Consider the following 22,009-nt stretch of genomic DNA (forward strand, 5'->3'; position numbering starts at 1 on the left):
CACAACTGCATACGTCTGAGAACGACGAGAGCCCGCGGTCACATGCTCCGCAGGCTCTGTACTGCAAGGGAAACCAAACTGCAACTTGCTGTGAGCCTAGCACGCAGGCCCCCGAGCGCAACAGAGGCCAAGATCACTTCACCCGAATGTTTGAACGCCTCAGGCGTTCGGCTGACGGCGGGGGCCGACGGGGGTCGGCGGCGGGCGGATACCGGGGGAGGGCTAGCCTCGCGATGTGGACAATTCTCGCACCCGGCCGCGCGTCGGCCACATCCAGTTCCTGAACTGCCTGCCCCTGTACTGGGGGCTCGCGAGAACAGGCACGCTCCTCGACTTCGAGCTGACGAAGGACACCCCGGAGAAGCTCAGCGAGCAGCTGGTGCAGGGCGATCTCGACATCGGTCCCGTCACCCTGATCGAATTCCTCAAGAACGCCGACGACCTGGTCGCCTTCCCCGACATCGCCGTCGGCTGCGACGGCCCGGTGATGTCGTGCGTGATCGTCTCGCAGGTCCCCCTGGACCGGCTGGACGGTGCCCGGGTCGCCCTCGGGTCGACCTCGCGCACCTCCGTCCGCCTCGCCCAGCTGCTGCTGGCCGAGCGGTTCGGCGTCCAGCCCGACTACTACACCTGCCCGCCGGACCTGAGCCTGATGATGCAGGAGGCCGACGCGGCCGTCCTCATCGGCGACGCCGCCCTGCGCGCGAACATGATCGACGGCCCGCGCTACGGCCTCGACGTGCACGATTTGGGCGCGCTGTGGAAGGAGTGGACGGGCCTGCCGTTCGTCTTCGCGGTCTGGGCGGCCCGGCGCGACTACGCGGAGCGCGAGCCGGTCATCACCCGCAAGGTGCACGAGGCGTTCCTCGCCTCCCGCAACCTCTCCCTGGAGGAGGTCGGCAAGGTCGCCGAGCAGGCGGCCCGCTGGGAGGCCTTCGACGAGGAGACCCTCGCGAAGTACTTCACCACCCTCGACTTCCGCCTCGGCGCCCCGCAGCTGGAGGCGGTCACCGAGTTCGCCCGCCGCGTGGGCCCGACCACCGGCTTCCCGGCGGACGTGAAGGTGGAGCTGCTCCAGCCCTGATCCGCGGCCGGCCCTGATCCGCCGGTCCCGATCCGTGCCCCGGTCCGTCGGGGAGGCCTTTCGAGGGGGGCGGCCCACTACCCTGCTGCCAGGTACTGGCGTACGGGGGAGGGGTGGACGCCATGCGGCCGCTCGAAGACGACGAACCCACCACCGTGGGGCCCTACCGGCTGCTCGGCCGGCTGGGCTCCGGCGGCATGGGCCGGGTCTACCTGGGCCGCAGCACCGGCGGCCGCACGGTCGCCGTGAAGATCGTGCACCCGCACTTCGCGCTCGACGAGGAGTTCCGGGCCCGCTTCCGGCGCGAGGTGGACGCGGCGCGCCGGGTGGGCGGAGCCTGGACCGCGCCCGTACTGGACGCGGACCCCGAGGCGCGGGTGCCCTGGGTCGCCACCGCGTACGCGGCAGGTCCGTCCCTGACGGCGGCCGTCGCGGACGACGGCCCGCTGCCGGCCCACTCGGTACGGGCGCTCGGCGCGGGCCTCGGCGAGGCGCTGGCGGCGGTGCACGAGCTGGGCCTCGTCCACCGTGACGTGAAGCCGTCCAACGTCCTCCTCACCCTCGACGGCCCCCTCCTGATCGACTTCGGCATCGCCCGCGCCACGGACGGCACCGCGTCCCTGACCTCCACCGGCGTCTCGATCGGCTCGCCCGGCTACATGTCCCCCGAGCAGATCCTCGGCAAGGGCGTCACGGGCGCGGCCGACGTGTTCTCGCTGGGTGCCGTCCTCGCCTTCGCGGCGATGGGCGCGCCGCCCTTCCCCGGGGACTCGTCGGCCGCGCTCCTCTACAAGGTCGTCCACGAGGAGCCCCAGCTCGATGCCCTGGAGGGGGAGACGGGCGGGGAGAGGGGCGGAGTTCTACGGGACCTGGTGGCGGCATGTCTGGCCAAGGACCCGGCCGCCCGGCCGTCCCCCGGCGAGGTGGCCCGGTGTCTCGCACCCGAGGGCGCGGCACGGCTCGTGACCGGCGGCTGGCTGCCGGGGCCGCTGGTGGAGCGGGTCAGCCGGAGCGCCGTACAGCTGCTGAACCTGGAGGCGGGGGAGCCGGCGTCGGGTCCCTCGTCGGGGCCGGTGGGGTTCAGCCGACCGTCGGTGACGGCGGCGCCGTCCGACGCGGGCGCCGCCGAAGGCGTCTTCGGCCCGCCACCGGTGATGCCCGCACCGTCCACCCCGCTCCCCGCACCGCGGGACGGCGGCCGGCCGGGAGGCGTCGCCCCCGCACCGGGCGATCCCGCACCGGGCGCCCCCGCACCGGGCGATCCCGCACCGGGCGCCCCCGCACCGGGCGGGCTCGCCCTCTCCGTCGCGGCGACCGCCACCCGGGGCGCCGGCGGACGGGGCCGGCGGCTCAGCTGCACCGTGGCACTTGCGGCGGCGGGGGCACTGGCGGCGGTGACGGTCGGGTCGGTGTTCGTCCTGGACCTGCTGCCGGGCGACGGCGGCAAGGCCACCCCCGGCGGCAAGGACACCGCCACGCAGTCGCCCGCCGCCCCCCGCACCGTCCCCGAGCGCTACCTCGGCACCTGGGAGGGCCAGGCAGTCGCCGTCGAGGGCAACCTGCCGCTCGGCACCTTCCGGCTGACGGTCGGGAAGGCCGGCCTGGGAGAGCGGCTGGGCACCCTGCGCCACACCGACATCTTCGGCGGCACCTGCGACGACGTACTGACCCTGAAGAAGGTGACGGAGAAACAGATCGTCACGAGCGCCGTGGGCGCCGAGGGCAACCGCGACGTCTGCAACCAGGCCCTCCACACCGTCCGCCTCACACCGGTCGGCGACGACCTCCAGTACGAGTCCGACAGCAAGGACTCGGGGCGGCCGAAGGCGCGCCTGTCGAAGGTCGAGTAGCCGGGGCATCGCACCGGTGGACCGGCCTTGCCCCGGCAACGACGACGGGCCGCGAGAACCCCTCGGTCCTGCGGCCCGTCGTCGTTTCCGGGCGGCCGGTGCCCGTCACATCGGCGTCGTGACCGTCATGTGCTCCCCACTGCCCAGGTGCAGCATGCCCCTGCCCGGAGTGATCTGGCCGCCGACCATGCTCCGGTTGGTACGGATGCCGATCAACTCGCCCGCGGAGCTGTCCTGCGGAGACAGCAGGATGCCGCGGCGGGCCTTCTTCATGTCGACCTGCCAACCGGAGAAGCCGTCGCAGATCTCCTCCTCGTCACCGGCGATGACGACGGCCAGGCCCTCCTCCGCACCGCGTTCGACGATGCGCTTGAAGACGTCCTCGGCGTCGCAGTCGTCGTGCACCTCCGCGTCGTCGACCAGGACGACGATCGGCTGCTCCGGACTGGCAGACTCGATGAGCTCCTCCATCTCGTCCTCGTCGATGTCCCGGCCGGTGAAGACCTTCAGGACGCCTTCCGTCCCCTCCAGTTCGCGAAGCGGGGACGGGCGAGGTGCCGCCAGAATCAGCCGTACGCCCTGGGCGAGGCAGGAGCGGGCGACGTTCAGCAGCACCGTGCTGCGCCCGGACTTCGCGGGACCGCCGATCACGAACGCCGGGACACCCTGGGAGAGGTCGGGGCCGAAGGCGGTGAGCTCGTCGCCGCCGACACCCACCAGCGCCCACAGCGGGGAGGCGCTCGCCACCGGGTCGCGCATGGCCCAGGCATCGGCGAAGGAGATCCGGCTGGGCAGGACGTCGACGCGGAACGGGCGGCGGGAGCGCGGCAGCCCGGCGTCCCGGGCGGTCGCCGCCTCGCCGATCGCGACGAGCGCGGCAGCCTGACCCTGACCGGTGGTGTCCTCGGCGAGCAGGGCGAACTGCGTCTCGATCGCCGTACCGCTCGCGAAGCCGCGGCCGGGCGGGATCTCCTCGGGGATCTTGCGCGCGTTGATGTCCAGCAGCGAGAAATCGCCGCGGTCGGCGAGGCGCAGACCGTACTTGTCCTCGGTGAGCGAGGAGATCCGCCCCGCCAGCAGTTGCCGGTCACCGGTGATCACCAGGTGCAGTCCGACGCTCGCGCCCTCGCGCATCATCGCCATCACCTGGTCGGTGAGGTCACCGTGGTTGTACTCACCGAGCGTGGGCAGCCAGCCCTCCCAGCGGTCGAGGAAGACCACGAGGTGGGGCAGCCGCTCGTCCTCGGCCGCGGCGGCCCGCTGCTCCCCGATGTCGGCATAGCCCTTCTCCGCCAGCAGATCCTGCCGCCGGGTGACTTCGCCGGTGAGCCGGTTGAAGAGCCGGATGACCCGCTCCTGCTGGTTGCGGCTGACGACCGCGCCGCAATGCGGCAGCCGGGTCAGTGCGTTCAGGGCGCCGTTGCCGCAGTCGATGCCGTACAGATGGACGTCGGCGCTGGACAGGGTGCGGGCCAGGGAGCCCGCGACGGTACGCAGCACCTGTGAGCGGCCGCTGCGCGGGCCACCGGCGATGAGCAGGTGCCCGAACGTGGCGAAGTCGACGACCACCGGGCGGCGGGCCTGTTCGGCCGGCAGGTCCGCGATGCCGTACGGGGCCGCCGGCAGCACCCCCTGGCCGCGCACCACCGGAATGTCGTCCAGCAGCAGCGACTCGTCCAGGGCGGGCAGCCACGGAGAGTGCTGGGCCGGAATGCCGATGGCGTCGTTGGCCTCCCGGATGGCGTCCACCAGGACTTTGAGATCGGTGATCTCGTCGTCCTCCCGCGCCTCGGACTTGGGCTTGGCGAGCCCGGCCCGTCCCAGTTCCTGCCAGGAGAGCTCCCCGGCCCACGGGGCGAGCGCCGCCGGATCGGCGGCACCCGGGCGGCGGCCACCGACACGGCCCGACTGGAAGGGGATGAGGGAGGCGTGGCCGAGACGGACGTACGCGCGGCCCGGCGTGCTCTTGGCGATGTGACCGGCATCGGGAGCGTCGATGACATCGGTCGACTCACCGGCGTCGGTCACGCGCAGGGCGATCCGGAGGTTGGTGTTGGCGCGGATCTCGGGCGATACGACACCACTCGGTCGCTGCGTGGCCAGCAGGAGGTGAATACCGAGGGAGCGGCCTCGCTGGGCGATGTTGACGAGACCCGTCACGAAGTCGGGCAGATCGCGGACCATGGACGCGAACTCGTCGATGACGATGAGCAGTCGGGGCACGGATTCGTGGGTCGGGTCCCGGCGCACCAGGTCCTGATAGTCCTCGATGTCCTTGGCGTCGGCGGCGGCGAGGATGTGCTCGCGCCGCTTCAGCTCCGCGCCCAGCGATTCCAGGGCGCGTTCGACGAGGTGTGCGTCGAGGTCGGTGACCATGCCGACGGTGTGCGGGAGTTTGACGCAGTCCTTGAAGGCGGACCCGCCCTTGTAGTCGACGAGGACGAACGTCATGTTCTCGGGCGTGTTGGCGACGGCGAGCGCTGCCACGATGGTCTGGAGCAGCTCCGACTTACCTGAACCGGTCGTACCGGCGATGAGCCCGTGCGGGCCGTCGCGCCGGATGTCGATGCCGAACGGACCGTCGTACGACTCACCTATGACCGCCATGGTGGACTGACCGCCCATGCGCCAGCGCGCGGCGACGTCGTCGCGCGTCGGGGGCTCCAGCTGGAGCACGTCGAGGAGCCGGCTCGACGACGGGAGCGCGGAGTCCTCGGTCTCGCCACTGATGTCGCGCAGGGGCGACAGCGCTCGGGACAGCCGGGCGCACCAGGCGGGGGAGACGAGGTCGGGCCGTACCCCGGACCTGCGCCGGGCGCCGGTCTGCTCGACACGCAGTCGCAGTTCGAGTGCCCGCTCGGCGTCCTGCCGGGTCTGTTGGGCGCCTTGGTGCCAGGCCTGGAAGGAGGGGAAGCCACCGGCGGCGGCCTGAGGCGGGTTCCCGGGCTGAGCGGCGGGGACGGTCCCGCTGTGACGCAGCGGCTCGGCGACGACGAAGGCCTGGCACTCGCCGGGCAGGAAACGCTCCTCCTCGTCCAGGCAGATCGCGTACATGGCGACCGCCGGCCCTTCCCGCAGGAGTCGTACGACGCCCGGCAGCGACCTCAGCCGACGCGACCCGTCCCACACGACGACGATGTCCGGGTCGGAGAAGGCGGGACCGGCGCCACCGCGGTTGTTCTCCTTCAGGGCCTTCTGCCTGGCGTCGAGCAACTGCGTCAGCTCACCGACCCGGGCGCTCACGGTCTCGGAGTCCGTCCCCACCAGCACGTTGACGTCCTGGCCGTTCGCAGGGCGGGCGTGCGGGAGCCAGCGGACCCAGTCCCAGCGCGGCTGTGCGTGGTTCTCGGTGAGCACGCAGAACTGAACATCCATCGGGCTGTGCAGTACCGCGGTCTGCGCCACGGCCCATCTCGCGAGTGCCTGTGCCGAGTCGCCGGGCCCCGCGATACCGATGACCCCCAGGTCCTTCAGCGGCAGCGCGACGGGCGAGTCCTCGATGTCCCAGGTGACCTGACGCTTGTGGTCGTCCTGCTCCGGATCGTCGAGAACGACCTCGGACGGCACGCGGCCGGTGCCGACCCGAAGGAGCAGATGGTCGGCGTCCGTGCGCCGCCTCTCCCACAACCGGGTACGAGGGCCGGTGCCGAAGGCGAGCACGGAGGCGGGATCGGGAATGGTGCCGCGTCGCTCGAGCCGCTCCAGTCGCAGCGCGTCCTGGGCGTCCTTCTCGATCCGCTCCTTGGTCTCCTTGTACTCCTTGACCTGCTGCGCATGGGACTTGCGTCCGTGCTTCTTGTCCATGAAGTAGTTGCCGAAGAGCATGACCGGGCTCAGCAGAGCCATGATCATGTAGTACCAGCGCCCGAAGATCATGACGGACACGACCGCGCCGACCAGCGGGAACAGGGCCATCAGCCAGGGCAGCGGGCGGGCTTCGTAGTCCCTGGGCGGAGTGGGCAGCCGGAAGAGCGTCTCGCGCTCTGCCGGGCGCAGTCGCGGAGGCCGGTTGTAGTCGAGCCCGACCCCGTCCTCCGACCACTTCAGGGCAGCGTTGGGAGGGGAGTAGCCGTCGATCTCCAAAAGGGTGTTGCCGAGGGCGAGTTGAGAGCCGAGGGGCCAGGTGCCGCCGTCGAACTCCTCGCCGTCGAGCCGAGGGTGACCGCTGTCGCCGCCCTTCTCCTCTTCCTTTTCCCCCTTCTCCTCCCCTTTCCGCTTCTTCTTCTTCTTTTTCTCGTCCTCCGTGACCCCGGTGTTCCTCTTCTCGACACCGTGAAGGGCGACGTCGCAGGTGCCGTTCATGGCGATGGACAAAGTCGCGGCACGCGGGGCGAGTTCGGGATCATCGATACGGATGTGCGCGGCTGGACCGCTGCCGATGTCGTACCGACCGACGCCCAACCGGTGCACGGCACCGGCGGCTGGGCCGCCGGCCACGCGGAACTCCACGACACCGGTCGGCTCACCGGGAACGCAGCCGGCCGGATCGTGCAGGCTGACGACAGCGCCCTCGCGCAGCGGTGAGCCGACGACGTTGGCGTCGGGATCGAGGGCGTAGCCGTCGACGAAGGCCTGCGGTGCGCCGCCGGGGCCGGGACGCCCGCCGATGGGGATGATCTCCGCACCACCGGCGACACCGACATGGCGTGCCAGTTCCCGAGTGATGTCGCCGATCGACGACTCCGGATCGGCGTCGAGCACCACGTCGGCGCTGGCGCCGCCGATCGGGTCGACGACGGTCAGACTCAGGCGCACGTTCGTCCTCCTCGCTGGGCTGAGGCCGCCCCCGGAACGCTGAACACAGTGCAGCGACCTTAGCCGCCGCACCTTTCCCCTGTGCAACGGGATGCACACTGCCATCACGGCCCCCCGGGATGCGCACTGGTTCACGCTTCCCTTGCCAGGCATCCCTGTTGTCCCAACAGCCCCGCCCGTAAGATCTTTGCTCATGCGGACCGCCGGTAGACGACCGGACGGACCGCGCCAGTCGAGCCACGGGGGAAGGCCCTGCGGCAACGGGAGGGAGAGCTGTCATGGCCAAGGATGCAGACCTTACTTACGCCGAGATGGACAAGAAGGCCACCGACCTCATCAAGGCGATGGGTGAGATGGAAGACATGCTGAAGGCCATCGAGAAGGGCGTCGAGGAACTCGTCGCCAACGGCTTCACCACGCAGAAGGCCTCCGGCGCCTACGACGAGTCCATCAAGGACTTCACCAAGGGCGCGGCCAAGACCGTCAAGGGCCTGGAGGGACTGTCCAAGTTCCTCACCAACGCCAAGAAGGCGTACGAGGACCTGGACGAGCAGCTGGCGAAGAGCGCCAAGGGCTAGTGACGTCGGCGGCGGCTACGTTGCCCGGGCGCGGCGCGGCACACATCGTGTGGGGCCGCGCCCGGGCAGGCGGCCCCTGAGGAAGAAAGTCTGAACGGGTGGCAGACAGAACTCGGTACGACCTCGACCTGATCAAGGAATGCTCGAAGTCGCTCTACCGCATGCACCGGGAGTTCAAGGACAACGGCAACCCTGCCGACGAGTACGGTGACGCGCTGGGCAGCGACAAACTGCGCGACGTTTTCGGTGACTTCTCCGATACCTGGAAGAAGAACCGCAAAAAGCTTATGGAAGACATCGAAAACCTCGCCAAGTACACCGCGAACGCGGCCAAGGCGTACGAGGACATCGACCACGAACTCGCGAACGCGCTCCGGGACGCCAAGAAGAGCGGGAACAAGGAGAAGTAGCAGTGACAGCCCGCCCGAAGGACTGGTCACCGATGTACGACTCCGACCCGGTGCCCGGTGACCCCTACGAGGTGGCACGGCTCGGCAAGGAACTGCGCGGCATGGCCGACGAGATCGACAAGCAGGCCAGGAACATCAAGGCGCTGGCGTCGGTCGAGGGCTGGGACAGCGACGCCGGCCGCGCCTTCCACGAGATCGCGGGCGACACGTCCGGCCGCCTGAAGAACGCCTACGACCGGTACGACGAGGCCGCGCTCGCGATGGGCACCAAGGTGCAGGAGGGCGACGGGGAGTCGTCCGAGTACGCGAGCGAACTGCGCCGGGCCCAGCGCAAGGCGGACAAGGCGCTGGAGGACTTCCGCGCGGCCGAGGTGGACGACAAGGCGGCCCTCAAGGCACTGGAGCCGACCCAGGGGACGGTGCCGTCCGACGCCAAGGACAGCGCCGAACGCACCAAGCAGGGCAAGAAACGGGACGACGCCGCACTTTTCATGGCGCAGGCACGCCACAAGATCGAGCAGGCGAAGGACATCCGCGACGACGCGGCGAACCGCGCGGCCAAGAAGATCAAGTATGTGATCCATCACGACGGTGTCCGGGACCCCGGCGGGATCATGAACTGGATCGCGGACCACGCCGACTGGTTCTCCGCCGCCGCGACGATTCTGGCCTGCCTGGCTCTGGCGGCTGCCATCGTTTTCTCGGGAGGACTCGCGGCACCCATCATCGCGGCCCTGGCTGCGGCGGCGAGTGGAACAGCTCTTTCCGGCAGGCTCTATGACGTCTTCGCCCGGGGCGGCAAGCTCGACTTGCTGAAGATCACCCTGGATGTCGTGGGTGTATTCCCGGGCCTCGGCGCACTGAAGGTGCTGGCGGTCGGCAGCAAGGCAGGACGGTTGGCGGGCGCTCAGGCCCAACTGTGGGAGGGCTTCACCAATGGTATTGGAGTGAAGGGCATCAACAAGGTCACAGGGCTTGCCTCCAAATACCTCGGAAAGCGGATCAAGCTACCCGCCGAAGGCTTCAAGCCCGAAATTGTCACCAGGTACATCAAGGGTGCCAGCCTGGGGTTCCTTGGCCTGAAGGGCCTCGACCGTCTGGTGGATGCGCAGGATGAGAAGCGCGCGGGGGACCCGTCGGTTCCCTCAGGGGGCCCAGGCCCCACTCCCGCGCCCAGTGTGAAGCCCACCCCAAGCGTGCCCAGGACGCCTTCGCCTTCACCACGACCGAGCCCGTCATCTACTCCGTTCCATGCCGCTCTGGCGCCTACGGGATAACAGAGGAGAACGTATGCCCAAACAAGGTGGGCTCCCCTTCGGTCAGTTCGTGGGAGATGACGGAGGGGTCCACAACATGGTCTCCTCGTCCGTTATCGCTGGCGTGCCTGAAGCCAAGGCGGCAGCTGAGAAGTACGGGCGCGAAGTGCAGTTCGACTTCCTTGACGACGCGGCGGTCCACTGGCTCCTGCACCACCGTTGGGAGGACAACAGGAAGTGGCGTAAGCGCGGATGCCTTTCTGGCTTCGTGCTGTTCCCATTCCTCGCGGGGGCCTGGCCGTTCTGGGATTTGGTGGCTGTCGATAAACCACGTTCCTTCCAGTTCGCCTTCATCGCAGTGGACGCGCTGATCGTGGTGGGTATTCTTGTGGGTCTGTACCTCTGGCGGCGTCCCAGCCTTCGCGATCCGTCCATGCGCAACGTGCGGATCCGGGCGCGGCGGTACCGGCAGATCGCAGGGATCGCCCGGCAGGGTGGTGCCGAAATTCCCGCCACGTACCCGTACTACGGAATGTACGCATCCTCCCGGCAATTTTTCCCAGATGCTCCGGAGCTTCCAACACCGGAAGGCGAACGACCCGCGTGACGACCTCGTTCGAACTCCCCGATTTAGTCCCGTCCCGGACCGCCGCACCCATTGTCCTTCAGGTTGACGACATCTGCCTCCGCTGGGTGATGCCGGAAATTTTCCACGACCTGCCCGTGCAGGCGCGGGACGATGACGAAGCCGTGCAGTTGTTGGAGGAACTCGGGGACAAAGTCTTGCCGGGTGCGGAATACGATGACAAGACCAAGTTCGGCGTCATGTGCGCGCTTGCCCTCGATGACTTGTCCGCGGCAGGTGTCGAGCACGCCGCGATCTGTCTGACCGTAGAGGGCGGCATCCCGTGTATCGCCACGATTTCCGTGTCTCTCGTGGAGAGCCCGGAGGTTGCGGGAATCCCGGCAGTGGTCCGTGCGATCTCCTCGAGCCTCAACAAGGCGGAGGCGGGTGAGATCTCCGTGATCGAGCTTCCTTGTGGTGCCGCAGTTTCATGCATCGGTAACCGGGACGCGAGTATTTCCGGGGAACTGATGAGCACCGAGGACAACGTGACTCTGCCGACTTCATACATACGTGTCTATGTGCCTCTTCCCAATCACACCACCGTTGTGATGGAGCTCTCGACGCCCACCATGTCTGGCTGGGACATGTTCTCCACCATGTTCGGCAACATCGTGAGCAGCATCCGGCTGTTCCACGCCGACGGCTCACCGCTGATCACCTCCGCGGTGGAAGCATGACAGCGGCCATGCCCGAAGCCCCGCCCTCGGACTACCGTCTCCTCGTCCCCCGCGACTGGTTCCGTGTCGACCTGACGCGGGAGCGCTGGCGAGGCCAGCTGAAGACCTTCGTGGACAAGGAGTTCGCTGGGAGCCGCACCTCCGCGGAGGTTGCCCGCAGCGTGTGGGGCACCCTCCGCAACACCGCCGAGAACGGCCTGGCGCGAGGCGCGCTCGAGTTCTTTCTGCGGACCGAATCGCCCGAAGGGTCCTCCCTGACACCGGCCTCACTGCTGGTCTCCTGGCCACCGATGCCCCGCGGGCTGGCCCCGACACCGGAGGAGTTCGCCGAGGCGCTGGCCGACCGCACGGGGCCGGAAGCCGAGGTGGAAGTCATCGACCTGCCTGTCGGCCGGACGGTGCACGTCCGCACCGGGACCACCCTGGACTACCACGTCCGGATGCCCGGCGACGTGGGTTACTTCCACCTCGCCTTCTCGATGCCGCTGAGCGGCACGGAGGGTCCCATGGGGAACCTGTGTGACGCCATTGCCCACTCTCTCCGGTGGATTTGATGCTCTGGCCGAGTCCGGTCGGAAACCTCCAGAAAATGGCCGGAGTCGGCTGAGCCTCGGCCGCACCCGCATGAAAGGACCGAGCATGACCGCAGCGGACGGTCCCGCTCCGCTGGATGAGGTCTTCGAGTGCACTTTCGAGTTCCAGCCAGGGTGGGTCGATCTCACGCTGCGCGACGGGACCAGGGCCGAGGCCGAGGTGCTGGCCACAGAGGTCATGAACCGGCTCGAGCCATTCAGCCTCAAGATCGAGAAGAGCGCGGTGATCGACGACATGGTCGAGCGGGCCGTCGACCTCAACGACGACGTGCCCACACTCGCGGCGGCGTACTACTCCGGGACGGGGGAGGCCCTGGCCACCCTCATGGTCGACTCGTACGGTGACGAGGGCGTACCCCGTCCCGGCCCTGAAGAGGTCGTCCCGCTGCTTCTGCAATGGGGAAACGCGGAGATCACGGGTGCACCCCGGACCACTCACCTCGAGTTGCCCGCGGGGCCCGCCGTGCGCATCCAGGCGATGCTCAAGGTCAAGCGGATGCTCGGCTTCGGCCGCAAGCTGACCGAGTTCATCAAGTACGCCGTCTTCCCGCCCGGTATGGAGAGTCTCATCGTCGTCACGGTGACCTGGGAGAAGATCGCCCTCACGGAGCAGATCACCGACCTGGCCGACGAAGCGGTTCGGACCATGCGGATCACTCCGCTCTCGACGGGAGGCGCCTCGACTCCCGCCTGGGGAGAGACCACCGGCGGGGGCAGCGGACACGTTGGTGGCGAGTGGGTGAGTGATGTCTGAGCAGCCAGGTCGAGGCCGTGTGCCGCGGCAGCTGGAGGAACTGGCCGTACGCCCCGGAGGCATGCCGCCGCATGGGACTCACGTCGTACGTCGTGCTCGGCTGTACGCCGACGGGCGGAGCTTGGTCGTACGTGACGCCCGATGCCAGGAGCGGAGATATGCCGTTGGTGCCGATGGCATTCGGCGCGCGATCTTTTTTCCACCCAAAGACGTGTGGGGGATCGTGCAGAACCGTCCGGCCGACCGCTGGGGTGTCCTGGTCTTCAAGGGCGATGACGGGCGGGACCTCCTGCACGTGCCCCTCGCCGGATGGCTTCCCGAGGCGGAAAGTGTCGGTGCCTTGGACGTGCGACCGCACAAATGCCTCGGTCGCACTGGTCTGAGGCAGCTCGTCGAAACGCTCGGCATCCCCTTTGAGGAGAGCCCGGAGCCCGTCACTGCCTCCGGGGTGCCGGACGACGGCCGGGAAAGCAGGCCGTATCGGGCACTCTATTCCGAATTGCCGGGGTGGCACACCTGGGCCAGAGGTGTCGGCCTTTTGGATGGTTCATCGCTCTCGTGATCGGCTTTGCTGCCGAGCTCAGCTGGGCCCTGACGGCCGCTGCGGGGGCCCTCTTTCTCCTCCCGGCAGCTGATGCGGTGGTGCGCGTCCGGGCTTGGTGGCGCAACAGACAGCATCGTCGCCTTGTCGAGAAGACGGAGATCAGGCCGTCTCCGGCAGCAGGGAGCGGAGGGACGAGGCGATTCTTGCGCACAGCATCTGTATGTGTGCTTGCCCATGACCTGGTCCTGACCAATGCGCTCGGTCAGGAACGTTGGCTCGGGCGCGCCGGCGCGCACGGGGTGGCGCGACTGGTGCGGTTGGTCGACGCCGCGACCGGGGAGCCGCTCGGCGTCGAGGTACGGGACAGAGAGGGTGAAGCGCGGGCACTGCTGCCGTGGCGTTTCTGGTTCGCGGGGCCGCAGGGAAGCGATGGCTGGGCGGCGTTGGCAGGAGCGTTGGGGGTGCCGGTCTCGGACGAGAAGTATCAGCAGCTCACAGATGCGCAACCGTGGTGGCAGGGGCACCAGCTCGCGGGGGACGCCCGCAGGATGTCACCGATGGAAGGCAAGGCAGCTCGTAAGCAAATCGGCTGGTACCGCTCGGTCGTCGGAGCAAACGAACCCGTGGTTCTCCCGTTCTTCAGTGCTTTGCTGTTGGTTGGGCTCTTCAGTGACGAGGTGCCGGGGTTTCTGGCGGGCTTGCTGTCCGCTCTGACCATCGTGCTGTCGCTGGGGCCGGCTACGGCGGGCGCGCTGGTCGGCCGCATCTCGTACGACAGAACGATTGAGGCGGCGTAGGGCTAGACGTGATACGAGTCGACGACAACGGAGCACTGGTGACCATGCCCCCAGGCAGCCACATGGCGCCGCCTGCTGATTACCGCCTGCTCATGCCCGAGGGGTGGTTTCGTCTGGACATCGACCCCGAGCGACGTGAACGCTCGGTCGACGCCCTGGTGAACCGCCGTTTCGAGGGCATGGACAATGTGCCGCACATCAAGCGGCAACTCGCTGGCACAGGCAGCCGCTGCGTGTCGTGAGGGCGGGATCGAGTTGTACCTCAGCCTGCAGCAAGCGGGACCCTTGACGATTCCGGCCTCCCTCCTGGTCACCTTCTTGCCGGCCTCGTCCAGCGGAACCACCCTGAGTCTTGAGGACCTTGCCACTCGGCTGGCGTCCGACGGGCAGGCAGAGGTTGAGGTCGTCGAACTCGCCGCGGGAACAGCCGTACGCGTTCGCCGAGCAACAGGTGGGCCTGATCAGGCGCCGCCCGCCGGCCTGCCCGGGAAAGCTGAGGAAGCGCTGCCTGCGATCACGCTCGACTACCAACTGCCGGTGCCAGGAACCGAGGCCCACTTGCTCATGACCTTTTCCACGCCCCTGGTGCAGATCGCCGACGCCATGGTTGAGCTCTTCGACGCTGTGGCGGGATCGCTGACGTGGATGGGCGGTGATGGCACCGGTGAGTGACATCAGTGCCGTCGGCATCGTGACCCCGAACGACTGGGTGCCGCTCCCGATCGAGCCGTCGGACGATGTCCGGAGCTGGTCGAAGACCACTGCGGCGGAGCTTCGGGACCGCAGCAAGGCAGAGGGCTACGACATCGACAAGACGACTCTGAGGAGGGATCTGCGGTCCAGGGCCGAGGACAGCCGAAGCCGCAAACCCTTCTACGCCTTTGCCCTTTACCCCGACGGTTTCGACTTTGCCCTCGCGATCCTGGAAGTCGACCTGATCTATCCCGACGACACGGTCCCGAAGATCACTCTCGACTGGCTGGCAGAGACCTTCAGCGCCGACGATTTCGGTCCCCCGAAGATCTCCCGTACTGACCTGCCGATCGGCCCTGCCGTGCGCATCAGACAGAACTTCGCCTCCGGTGCTCGTTTACGTCGCAGGCCGAGGATTGTCATGGAAACACTGACATACGGGGTTGTGCCGACCGGTGCCGAGTCTGCGCTGATGATGCTCATGTCGTGGACTGTGCCGGGGGTTGCGGAGGTGATGGAGGAAGCCGCGGACAGCATTGCGGAGACGCTGACGGTGGACCTCTGACGAGCCCGGCCGAGGGATTTTCACTGGATCGCGTAGCGGATTTGCCGGGCGGCGAAGCATCCGCAGACAATGCAGGGGCGTGCGTGCGCCGTGGCGCTACATCCATCTCTCCCTGTGGATCGGCGTTCGTCACCATGTCGCGTCTCACAGCAGACGCCTGAGCGACGTCGCCGTTCATGACGTCCGGGCCGCCCGTGAGCACGGCGTCATCGACGCTCTCGCCAACGCAGGCATCACGTGCTGGGCGGCGGGCAAGGAGTACCGGGGCGCCCGGGGCACGGTCCGCCTCCCATTCTGGGGCCGCTGGGAGACACCCGGTCCAGGCCATGCTCACGCTTCATCTCGCCACTTCAGTGGGAGGATGGAGAAGGCTCATTCCACACTGCGCTGGTCCCCGCTGAGTAAGGAGATGACCCGTGAGCGACTACCACGCCTTGGAACCCGGAACGTTCGTCGACGACCAGGGCACTGTCCACAATATGGTGCCGGCGTCGGTCGTGGCGGCTGTTCCTGCGGCCAAGGACGCGGCTGAGCGTTTTGGGCGGGAGGTACGCTTCGACTTCCTCGACGACGAGGTGGTGCAGTGGATGCTCTTCCAGCGGCGCGAGGACACGGAGAAGGCGAGCCTTCTCGGTTGTCTGCTCGTCGTTCCGCTGTTCGTCTTCGGTGTGGGGGCCTGGCCCTTCTGGGATCTCGTCGCATCTCAGAAGTCGCGTCAGTTCCAGATCACCTTTATTGCCGTGGACGCTTTCATCGTCTGCGGTGCGATCATCGCTGGTTACCTCGTACGGCGGCGTACCCTTCTCGACCCCGTGGTGAGGAATGTACGCTGCCGGGCTCGCCTGTACCGAAAGATCGTCGGTGTCGCTCGCAAGGGCGGTGCCGACATTCCGCGCACGTACCCCTACTACGGCATGTACGCCAGCTCGCGGAAGTTCTTCCCGGAGGCGCCCGAACGTCCCATGCCCGCTAGGGAAGAGGCCTAGCGAGTAGCCAGGCCGCACACACCGAGCTGATACCACCATGGCGGGTGTCGGCCGCGGTCAGCCCGTCGTACTCGACAGGCGGCCGGCTCTCACAGCTGACCTGGAAGCGGTCGTGCGCCGACGGATGTGCCCACTGGATGAGCTCACCAGACCACACTTGACCTCCAGGACGGGCCTGCGGAATGCCGCAGAACCATGCACGACCATGCCCTGATCAGGGCCGAGGGGGCGTAGGCAGCCCGTCCGAAGAACTCCCCGGAGCCGAGAGCAGCTCACCGCCTGAATGCGCCCCGGCGGCGCCGGTCAATGGGCTGCCCCGGGAAGCCGGAGCGTCCGCGCGAAGTCGTCCAGCGGCTCCATGGCCGCGGCGAACACTTCCGGATCGTCGTGGTGCCCGCGGAGCAGGACGTCGGGGAGGCCGGGCGGGGTGTGCCAGTGGTACGTCACCGAGGTCATCATGATGCTGCTGTCCGCGGGGTAGGAGCGGGTGACCCGGACCCCGTCCGCGCCCAGGTGTGGAGAGGCGAACGGGATGCTTCCGGTTCGCTGCTGCCACTCGGGGATCTCCGGGTGCGGCACCGTGAGCGCGGTGATTCCCTCGCAGGAGGCCGCATCACGGGCCTCGCAGTGGGTGCGGGTGGCGTGCATCACGAGCGGCATGTAGGTCAGGGGAACGGGGTGGTAGATGAACGCCTCGTCGGCCTGGAGCTTGTCCCGGAGCGTGACGATCGTCTGCTCGTAGAAGCTCTTGTGGAATCGACGGAGTTTGCGGGTGAGTTCGACGCCGTGGATGGCGGCCAGGTCGGCCAGAGTCGCGTCCAGCCATTCCTTGAAGGTCTTCTTGTCCATCTGGAGCCAGAGGTAGCCCCAAAGGCCCTTACTGGCATCCGTATCGACATGAAGTGCCCCGAGGTCGGTGCTCCACAGGGTGCCTTCGGACATGAGTGGCCTCTTTCAGGGGGCACGGTAAAAGTGAGCCTTCAGGCATAGCTCCAGCGGAAGGTGCCCATCACAGCATCGAACAGCTCCACGAGGGTGTCGTAGAAGGCGGGATCCGAGCCGGGCGCGATCAGGGCAACGTCAGGAATGCTGCAGCCGTCGGTAACCAGCCGAGAACATCGACGCAAGCCCTGATCCGGGAGTCAAACTCTCGGTCAGCCCTGCTCCTCGGACGCCTTCCGCAGCCGAACGCTCCTGGCGAAGTCGTCGATCGCGTCGAAGGATGTCTCCAGAAGGGCCGGGTCGTCGTAGTGGCCCTTGAGGAGCAGGTCGATGTTGTTGGACGGGTCGTTCCACGCGTAGCTGACGGAGAGCATCAGATGTCCTTCGGGGGCCGTCCAGCTACGCAGGCAACGCAGGCCGGTGCCGAAGTGCGGGGAGTCGAAGGGCGCCGTCTCCACTCGCTCGCTGGCCTCCGCGGTCCCTGGGTCGGGCTCCGCCAGCATGCTCAGGTGCAGTTCGCTGTGCTCCTCGTCGCAGGCGAACTGCTTGGCGAAGAACACCAGCGGGGCCGCCTGCGGGGGCATGGGTCCGAAGAGAAACGCCTGGTCGGCCTCGACGCGGTGGCCCAGCATGGCCGCCGAGCCCTCCAGATACTTCTTCATCTGCCGCTTCTCGCGCCAGGTGAGTTTGCGCCGGTGGAGCAGGCCGGTCGCCTCCAGTTGGAGGTCCAGCCACTGGGCGAACTCCGACTTGCCGAGCCGCAGGGGCATGTGGAACCAGAGTCCCGGGTCCGCGTCGGTGTCGACGATCATCATGTGTGGCTCCAGCGAAAGGTGGTCATCACGGCGTCGAACAGTTCGACCAGTGTCTCGGTGAACTCGGTATCCATGTCGGGGACGACCAACGTGCTGAAGGAGAACGTCAGCCACTTGGCCGGGGCGCTGTGCGGAATCGGCACGGTGTACTGCACTCGCCAGGAGGGGACCTCGATGCCCCGGTCCGGGTCGGCAGGCAGCTTGCGCAGGGTACGGACGGCGGCCGTACCGTCGAGTTCGCGCACCGAGGCATCCTCTGCGTCCCGGGCGAGGCCGACCAGTACCGACTCGTGCTTCGCGTTGCCCGCCGGTGAGCCCAGCGGTGCGGAGGCGATGAGGGAGGCTGGGATGAGCATCCCGTGCACGCGCTCGACGGGGAGATACAGCGTCAGCCCGTCGGAGTCGCGGGCCTTGCGGACTGTCTGCTTCAGCTCCTTGACGAGTTGCATCCTGGCCTTGGGGATGTCGTCCTTCGGAAAGCCGGCGGGGAGCTGTGTCACGGAGGTGCGCACGATCCGCTGGATCGCTTCCTTCGTGCCGGACTGAAGCGGAACGGTGTCCCAGCCGGGCGGCGGAACGAGGTTGAAGCCGGTCGGGATGCGCACGGAGTCCGTTGCCTCCCGGTCGTCCACGGCGTTTTCACGAGGCGGCACTGCGGTTCCGGACCCTTTCCGCGACCGACGTCGCACCGACCAGCACGGTGAACAGCGGGGCTCCGACGATGCCCGGCCAGAAGGAGGTGAAAAGGCTCGGCAACAGCAGGGCCCAGCCCATGGCGAGGTCGCGGGTCAGCAGCGGCGGCCGGGCGCTGGGCACCGGGTTCTTGATCAGGATCCAGAGCAGATGTACGAGGCAGCCCGCCAGCAGGATCCAGTAGATCCAGAACAGGACGTCCCGGCCGGAATCGGGTAGAAGTAGCGCGATACTGATCAACGGGACGATCGACGCCAGGGCGCCGATGATGGTCACCCGAACCCTGAAGTTCGCGCCTGTACCCAACTGTTCTCTGACCGAGCCTGCCATGTCTCCCGCTCTTCCTGCCGCGTGCGTCCTACCGTTCACCGGCGCCCTGTCCGAGCGATCACCAGTGAGTGTCCGGTGCCGGCATCCAGCCGCTCTCCTTCCAGGTGTTGAAGTCCTCGTTGTAGGGCTTGTCGCCGGGAAGCAGATCGTGTTCGGCCAACCATCCCATCGAGTCGCTCTTGCTCAGCGATTTGTCCATGACGTCGACGGCCATACCACCGTACCCGGCGGTCATGGCGGCCCCGTAGCCCAGGTTTCCCAGTGCGGTGGTGCCGCTCGACACCGCGCCGGGGAAGACCCCCTTGTTCGCGCGTAGCTGCCCCAGGAGACCCGCCGCTTCGTCGTCCCCCAGGTGCTTCCACTTGGAGAGCGTCGAGACCGGGGTGGGCCCCTTTGTGACCAGGCCGGCCTCCCTCGAAATCTTCTTCAGCGTGAAGTGCCGCAGATCGGAGAAGAACTTCCGGGAAACGTCGTCCTGCGCGCCCGCCATGGCCCGGCTCAGGTCGTTCAGCATGCCCCTGTGGGAGCGGAGCCCTCCCTTGAGGCCTGCGGTCCTGCTTGTCTGCGCGGCGGTGGAGGCGGCCTTGTTGGCGCCCTTGAGCGCGTTGATGCCGCCTCGGCCAATGCCCATCAGAAGCAGGCCGCCGACGTCGAAGGCCAAATCGGTCCAGGACGCGTCACCGGAGGCGACCAGCAGGGATCTGGTCAGGATGGTGAGTACGGCGATACCGAGGACCAATAGGTTCAGTCCGGGAATCCAGATGGCAACGATCCCGGCGATGGTCGCGATCCACCCGAGCCCATCCAGGACGGTCTTGATCCAGTCCGCGTTGTCGTGCACCCATCCCTTGACATCGTCCCACCACGAATCCTCGATAACGTCATCGATCTCGTCGCGGATCTTCCCGGCATAGTGGTTGGCGCGAGTGGTCCGGTCGCCAGTAAGTGTGTGCAGGAGGGTTCGGTACGGCTGGATGGGGTCGTCGGCGGGGCTGGTGCCGCTGGGGGATGTGTGCGGGACGTCCTTGTCCTCCGAGGCCGCCTTCTTTGCCTTGTCCGCCTCGACCTCCTCCTGCTTCTCCTTGGCCTGGCGCAGGAGTTTGTCGGCGTCGCTCTGAAAGTCCTCCAGCTCGTTCGACCACTTGGTCAGATGGCCGTGCACGCGCTCGTACCGTCCGGCCACCTCCCGCATGTGCTTCTCCAGAGTGGAGGACTCGTCGCGCAGGGTCTTTACGTACTTGCCCTTGAGGGTCTCGTCGTCGCTGATCGCCTTGAGGTTCTTGGCCTGGTCCCGGAGCTTCTTGGCCACCGAGACCATGTGCTTGACCTCGGCACGTATCTCCTCCGGATCGCCGGGAACGGGATCGGATTCGCACAGCGGCTGCCAGTCCACCGGGCGGCGCTTGGATGTCGGTGTCATGGCGTCACTTCTTCTTCTTGTTCGCCTTGGCCAGCTCGTCGTCGAGATCCTCGAACGCCTTCTTGGTGCCTGCCACGAGCTTGCCGACCGATTCGATGGACTCGACGAGCCTGGTGCGGTAGTCGTCCCAGTTGTCGACGAAGTCTTCCATGGCACCGGCGACGGAACCGGAGCCCCAGTGTTCCTTCATGTCGTCCCGGCGGTTCTCGATGTCCTTGAAGGTCTTCTTGAGTTGGCTGAGCTTGCGCTCGCAGTCTGCGAGGAAGTCGTAGTCGACCGTCAGATCCGGCTCACCCATGCAACTTCCCTCCCCCGTGTTTGATCATGCTGTGGCGGGCGCCCTTGGGCAGAGGGTCGGCCAAGACGACTGTCGCTGGTGGTGGGGTTATCGGCTTCGCCACAGCTTATTTCTCCGAGATCGCTGACAAAGTGGGATGTACGGTGCTTTGCCAGCGTGGTCGTGTCCTGTCCGTGTCGCGATCGGTAACGGGAAACCTGCTGACCCGGCACCAGGCGGCACATTCGGCGTCAAGGCCGAGTCGCGTCTTCTCGGTCTTTGCGAGGCCTGCGGATCTCATCAGCGATTGACTGCCTGGATTTCCTGGACCGTGACGGCCTGTGCGTTCTCGAAGGTGCCGTCGGGCAGGTCGCCGCCCGCGCCGCCGGTGCCGGTCCAGGCGATCTCCCAGGTGATGGTGGCCTGGAGATCGAAGGTGCCGTCTCCGGACGAGCGGAGGTACTTGATGCCGCAGGGCGGGGTCTGGTCGGCCTTGCCCTGGGCGTAGGGCTCACCGATGGAACCGTCGTCGTTGATCGTGCACTCGCCGGAGGCCGGGTAGGTCTCGGCGTCCTCCGTGCCCGGTTCCAGCCTGAGCGACACCGGCTTGGCGGTGGTCGTGGCCTGGAGGGCGAAGCCGGGGACGTTGATGGCCGCCGTGGCCTGAACCTCGTGGAAGTCCGCCTTGTCGAGCCAGGCCCAGGTCGGCAGGTTCACCTTCGTGGCCTGGGCCGGTGCGAGGGTGACCTCGGTGTCGGGAAGTTCCATGTGCTGGTAGGCGAGGGCGGCCAGTATCTCCGGGGTGATGGCCTGCTCGTACCGTGGCGGCGGGGCCTCGCCGTTGTCGACCCAGAAGGGGAGGTCGGTGCAGGAGCCTCGTTTGAGGACGTCGGGCTCGTTGGGGTTCTCGACGCCGGCCCAGAACATTCCCTCGCCGTCCTTGTCGACGTTGTAGTCCTTGTAGCCGGGATTCTCTCCCCAACTGAATTCGTCTTCGTAGTGAGCCTTCGTCTGGCCGATCGCCGATCCTGCGTGCCCGGCCATACCGGGGGCGCTCGCAGCCTTCTTCAGTTCCGTGGACATCTTCTTCTTGAAGTCATTGGCGCCGAGGTAGGGGGCGTACCAGCAGGGTGGCGGGTCCCAACTGACGTCGGCGGAAGTCACGTTTCCTGTACCGCCGTCGGCGGCGACGGATCCGGAGTACTGGATGCGGGCGGCGGCGTAGATGCCGGTGTTGTCGCTGCCGCCGCTCTGGTTGGTGGTGGCGCCCTGGTCGTTTCCCGTCGGCTCTGCCGAGTAGGCAGGCTCCGCGAGAATCACCATGCAGAAGGCGAGTGTCAGGAAGGCAGCACCTGTGTTGAT

22 protein-coding genes are annotated in these 22,009 nt (G+C 67.5%); 14 read left to right on the top strand and 8 right to left on the bottom strand.

Going from position 1 to position 22,009, the window contains the following annotated elements:
* Positions 1-235 precede the first annotated feature (235 nt).
* Together ACH4F2_RS03115 and ACH4F2_RS03120 are read left to right on the top strand one after the other, a co-directional pair.
* On the top strand, positions 236-1,084 hold the full coding sequence (locus tag ACH4F2_RS03115; RefSeq protein WP_398130949.1) for a menaquinone biosynthetic enzyme MqnA/MqnD family protein: 849 nt from the start codon (positions 236-238) through the stop codon (positions 1,082-1,084).
* A gap of 122 nt (positions 1,085-1,206) precedes the next feature.
* Complete coding sequence (locus ACH4F2_RS03120; protein ID WP_398130950.1) at positions 1,207-2,934, top strand: serine/threonine-protein kinase; 1,728 nt, start codon at positions 1,207-1,209, stop codon at positions 2,932-2,934.
* A 105-nt stretch (positions 2,935-3,039) separates the two neighbouring features.
* On the opposite strand, the gene ACH4F2_RS03125 is transcribed toward ACH4F2_RS03120, so the two are convergent.
* On the bottom strand, positions 3,040-7,689 hold the full coding sequence (locus ACH4F2_RS03125; protein WP_398130951.1) for an FtsK/SpoIIIE domain-containing protein: 4,650 nt from the start codon (positions 7,687-7,689) through the stop codon (positions 3,040-3,042).
* A gap of 278 nt (positions 7,690-7,967) precedes the next feature.
* Between ACH4F2_RS03125 and ACH4F2_RS03130 the strand changes: the two genes are divergently transcribed.
* From ACH4F2_RS03130 to ACH4F2_RS03185, 12 genes are all read left to right on the top strand, one after another.
* Positions 7,968-8,267, top strand: a complete 300-nt coding sequence (locus ACH4F2_RS03130) for a WXG100 family type VII secretion target (RefSeq protein WP_398130952.1) — start codon at positions 7,968-7,970, stop codon at positions 8,265-8,267.
* 98 nt (positions 8,268-8,365) lie between these two features.
* Positions 8,366-8,677 carry a hypothetical protein gene (locus ACH4F2_RS03135; protein WP_398130953.1) on the top strand — a complete coding sequence of 104 codons (312 nt, stop codon included), beginning with the start codon at positions 8,366-8,368 and terminating at the stop codon, positions 8,675-8,677.
* A 32-nt stretch (positions 8,678-8,709) separates the two neighbouring features.
* A complete protein-coding gene (locus ACH4F2_RS03140; protein ID WP_398130954.1) occupies positions 8,710-9,954 on the top strand; it encodes a putative T7SS-secreted protein in 1,245 nt (414 codons plus the stop codon).
* 76 nt (positions 9,955-10,030) lie between these two features.
* The gene (locus ACH4F2_RS03145) at positions 10,031-10,540 is read left to right on the top strand and encodes a hypothetical protein (RefSeq protein WP_398130955.1); all 510 of its coding nucleotides are present in this window, start codon (positions 10,031-10,033) and stop codon (positions 10,538-10,540) included.
* A complete protein-coding gene (locus ACH4F2_RS03150; protein WP_398130956.1) occupies positions 10,537-11,238 on the top strand; it encodes a hypothetical protein in 702 nt (233 codons plus the stop codon). The genes ACH4F2_RS03145 and ACH4F2_RS03150 overlap by 4 nt, the downstream gene beginning before the upstream one ends.
* Positions 11,235-11,792: a hypothetical protein gene (locus tag ACH4F2_RS03155; protein ID WP_398130957.1), complete on the top strand. Its 558-nt coding sequence runs from the start codon at positions 11,235-11,237 to the stop codon at positions 11,790-11,792. The genes ACH4F2_RS03150 and ACH4F2_RS03155 overlap by 4 nt, the downstream gene beginning before the upstream one ends.
* Positions 11,793-11,877: 85 nt before the next feature.
* Positions 11,878-12,585 (top strand): hypothetical protein, encoded by a 708-nt coding sequence (locus tag ACH4F2_RS03160; RefSeq protein ID WP_398130958.1) that lies wholly within the window; start codon positions 11,878-11,880, stop codon positions 12,583-12,585.
* A 768-nt stretch (positions 12,586-13,353) separates the two neighbouring features.
* Entirely contained in the window at positions 13,354-13,926 is a 573-nt protein-coding gene (locus ACH4F2_RS03165; RefSeq protein ID WP_398130959.1) for a hypothetical protein, read from the top strand.
* A 38-nt stretch (positions 13,927-13,964) separates the two neighbouring features.
* On the top strand, positions 13,965-14,168 hold the full coding sequence (locus ACH4F2_RS03170) for a hypothetical protein (protein WP_398130960.1): 204 nt from the start codon (positions 13,965-13,967) through the stop codon (positions 14,166-14,168).
* Between the two features lie 43 nt (positions 14,169-14,211).
* On the top strand, positions 14,212-14,598 hold the full coding sequence (locus tag ACH4F2_RS03175) for a hypothetical protein (RefSeq protein ID WP_398130961.1): 387 nt from the start codon (positions 14,212-14,214) through the stop codon (positions 14,596-14,598).
* Entirely contained in the window at positions 14,591-15,184 is a 594-nt protein-coding gene (locus ACH4F2_RS03180) for a hypothetical protein (RefSeq protein ID WP_398130962.1), read from the top strand. Before ACH4F2_RS03175 ends, ACH4F2_RS03180 begins: the two co-directional genes overlap by 8 nt.
* Positions 15,185-15,600: 416 nt before the next feature.
* Positions 15,601-16,170, top strand: coding sequence for a hypothetical protein (locus tag ACH4F2_RS03185; RefSeq protein ID WP_398130963.1), 570 nt, complete (start codon positions 15,601-15,603; stop codon positions 16,168-16,170).
* A 303-nt stretch (positions 16,171-16,473) separates the two neighbouring features.
* On the opposite strand, the gene ACH4F2_RS03190 is transcribed toward ACH4F2_RS03185, so the two are convergent.
* The 7 genes from ACH4F2_RS03190 to ACH4F2_RS03220 form a co-directional block, all read right to left on the bottom strand.
* A complete protein-coding gene (locus tag ACH4F2_RS03190) occupies positions 16,474-17,112 on the bottom strand; it encodes a hypothetical protein (RefSeq protein WP_398130964.1) in 639 nt (212 codons plus the stop codon).
* A 212-nt stretch (positions 17,113-17,324) separates the two neighbouring features.
* On the bottom strand, positions 17,325-17,927 hold the full coding sequence (locus ACH4F2_RS03195) for a hypothetical protein (RefSeq protein ID WP_398130965.1): 603 nt from the start codon (positions 17,925-17,927) through the stop codon (positions 17,325-17,327).
* A complete protein-coding gene (locus ACH4F2_RS03200) occupies positions 17,924-18,532 on the bottom strand; it encodes a hypothetical protein (RefSeq protein ID WP_398130966.1) in 609 nt (202 codons plus the stop codon). Before ACH4F2_RS03200 ends, ACH4F2_RS03195 begins: the two co-directional genes overlap by 4 nt.
* Before the next feature lie 34 nt (positions 18,533-18,566).
* Positions 18,567-18,950: a hypothetical protein gene (locus ACH4F2_RS03205; protein ID WP_398130967.1), complete on the bottom strand. Its 384-nt coding sequence runs from the start codon at positions 18,948-18,950 to the stop codon at positions 18,567-18,569.
* Between the two features lie 58 nt (positions 18,951-19,008).
* Positions 19,009-20,370, bottom strand: a complete 1,362-nt coding sequence (locus tag ACH4F2_RS03210) for a hypothetical protein (RefSeq protein WP_398130968.1) — start codon at positions 20,368-20,370, stop codon at positions 19,009-19,011.
* Positions 20,371-20,374: 4 nt separating this feature from the next.
* Complete coding sequence (locus ACH4F2_RS03215) at positions 20,375-20,668, bottom strand: WXG100 family type VII secretion target (protein WP_398130969.1); 294 nt, start codon at positions 20,666-20,668, stop codon at positions 20,375-20,377.
* Between the two features lie 279 nt (positions 20,669-20,947).
* Positions 20,948-21,970 carry a hypothetical protein gene (locus ACH4F2_RS03220; RefSeq protein WP_398130970.1) on the bottom strand — a complete coding sequence of 341 codons (1,023 nt, stop codon included), beginning with the start codon at positions 21,968-21,970 and terminating at the stop codon, positions 20,948-20,950.
* Positions 21,971-22,009: the final 39 nt, after the last annotated feature.

Source organism: Streptomyces sp. NPDC017890, assembly GCF_044328675.1.
GTDB lineage: Bacteria > Actinomycetota > Actinomycetes > Streptomycetales > Streptomycetaceae > Streptomyces.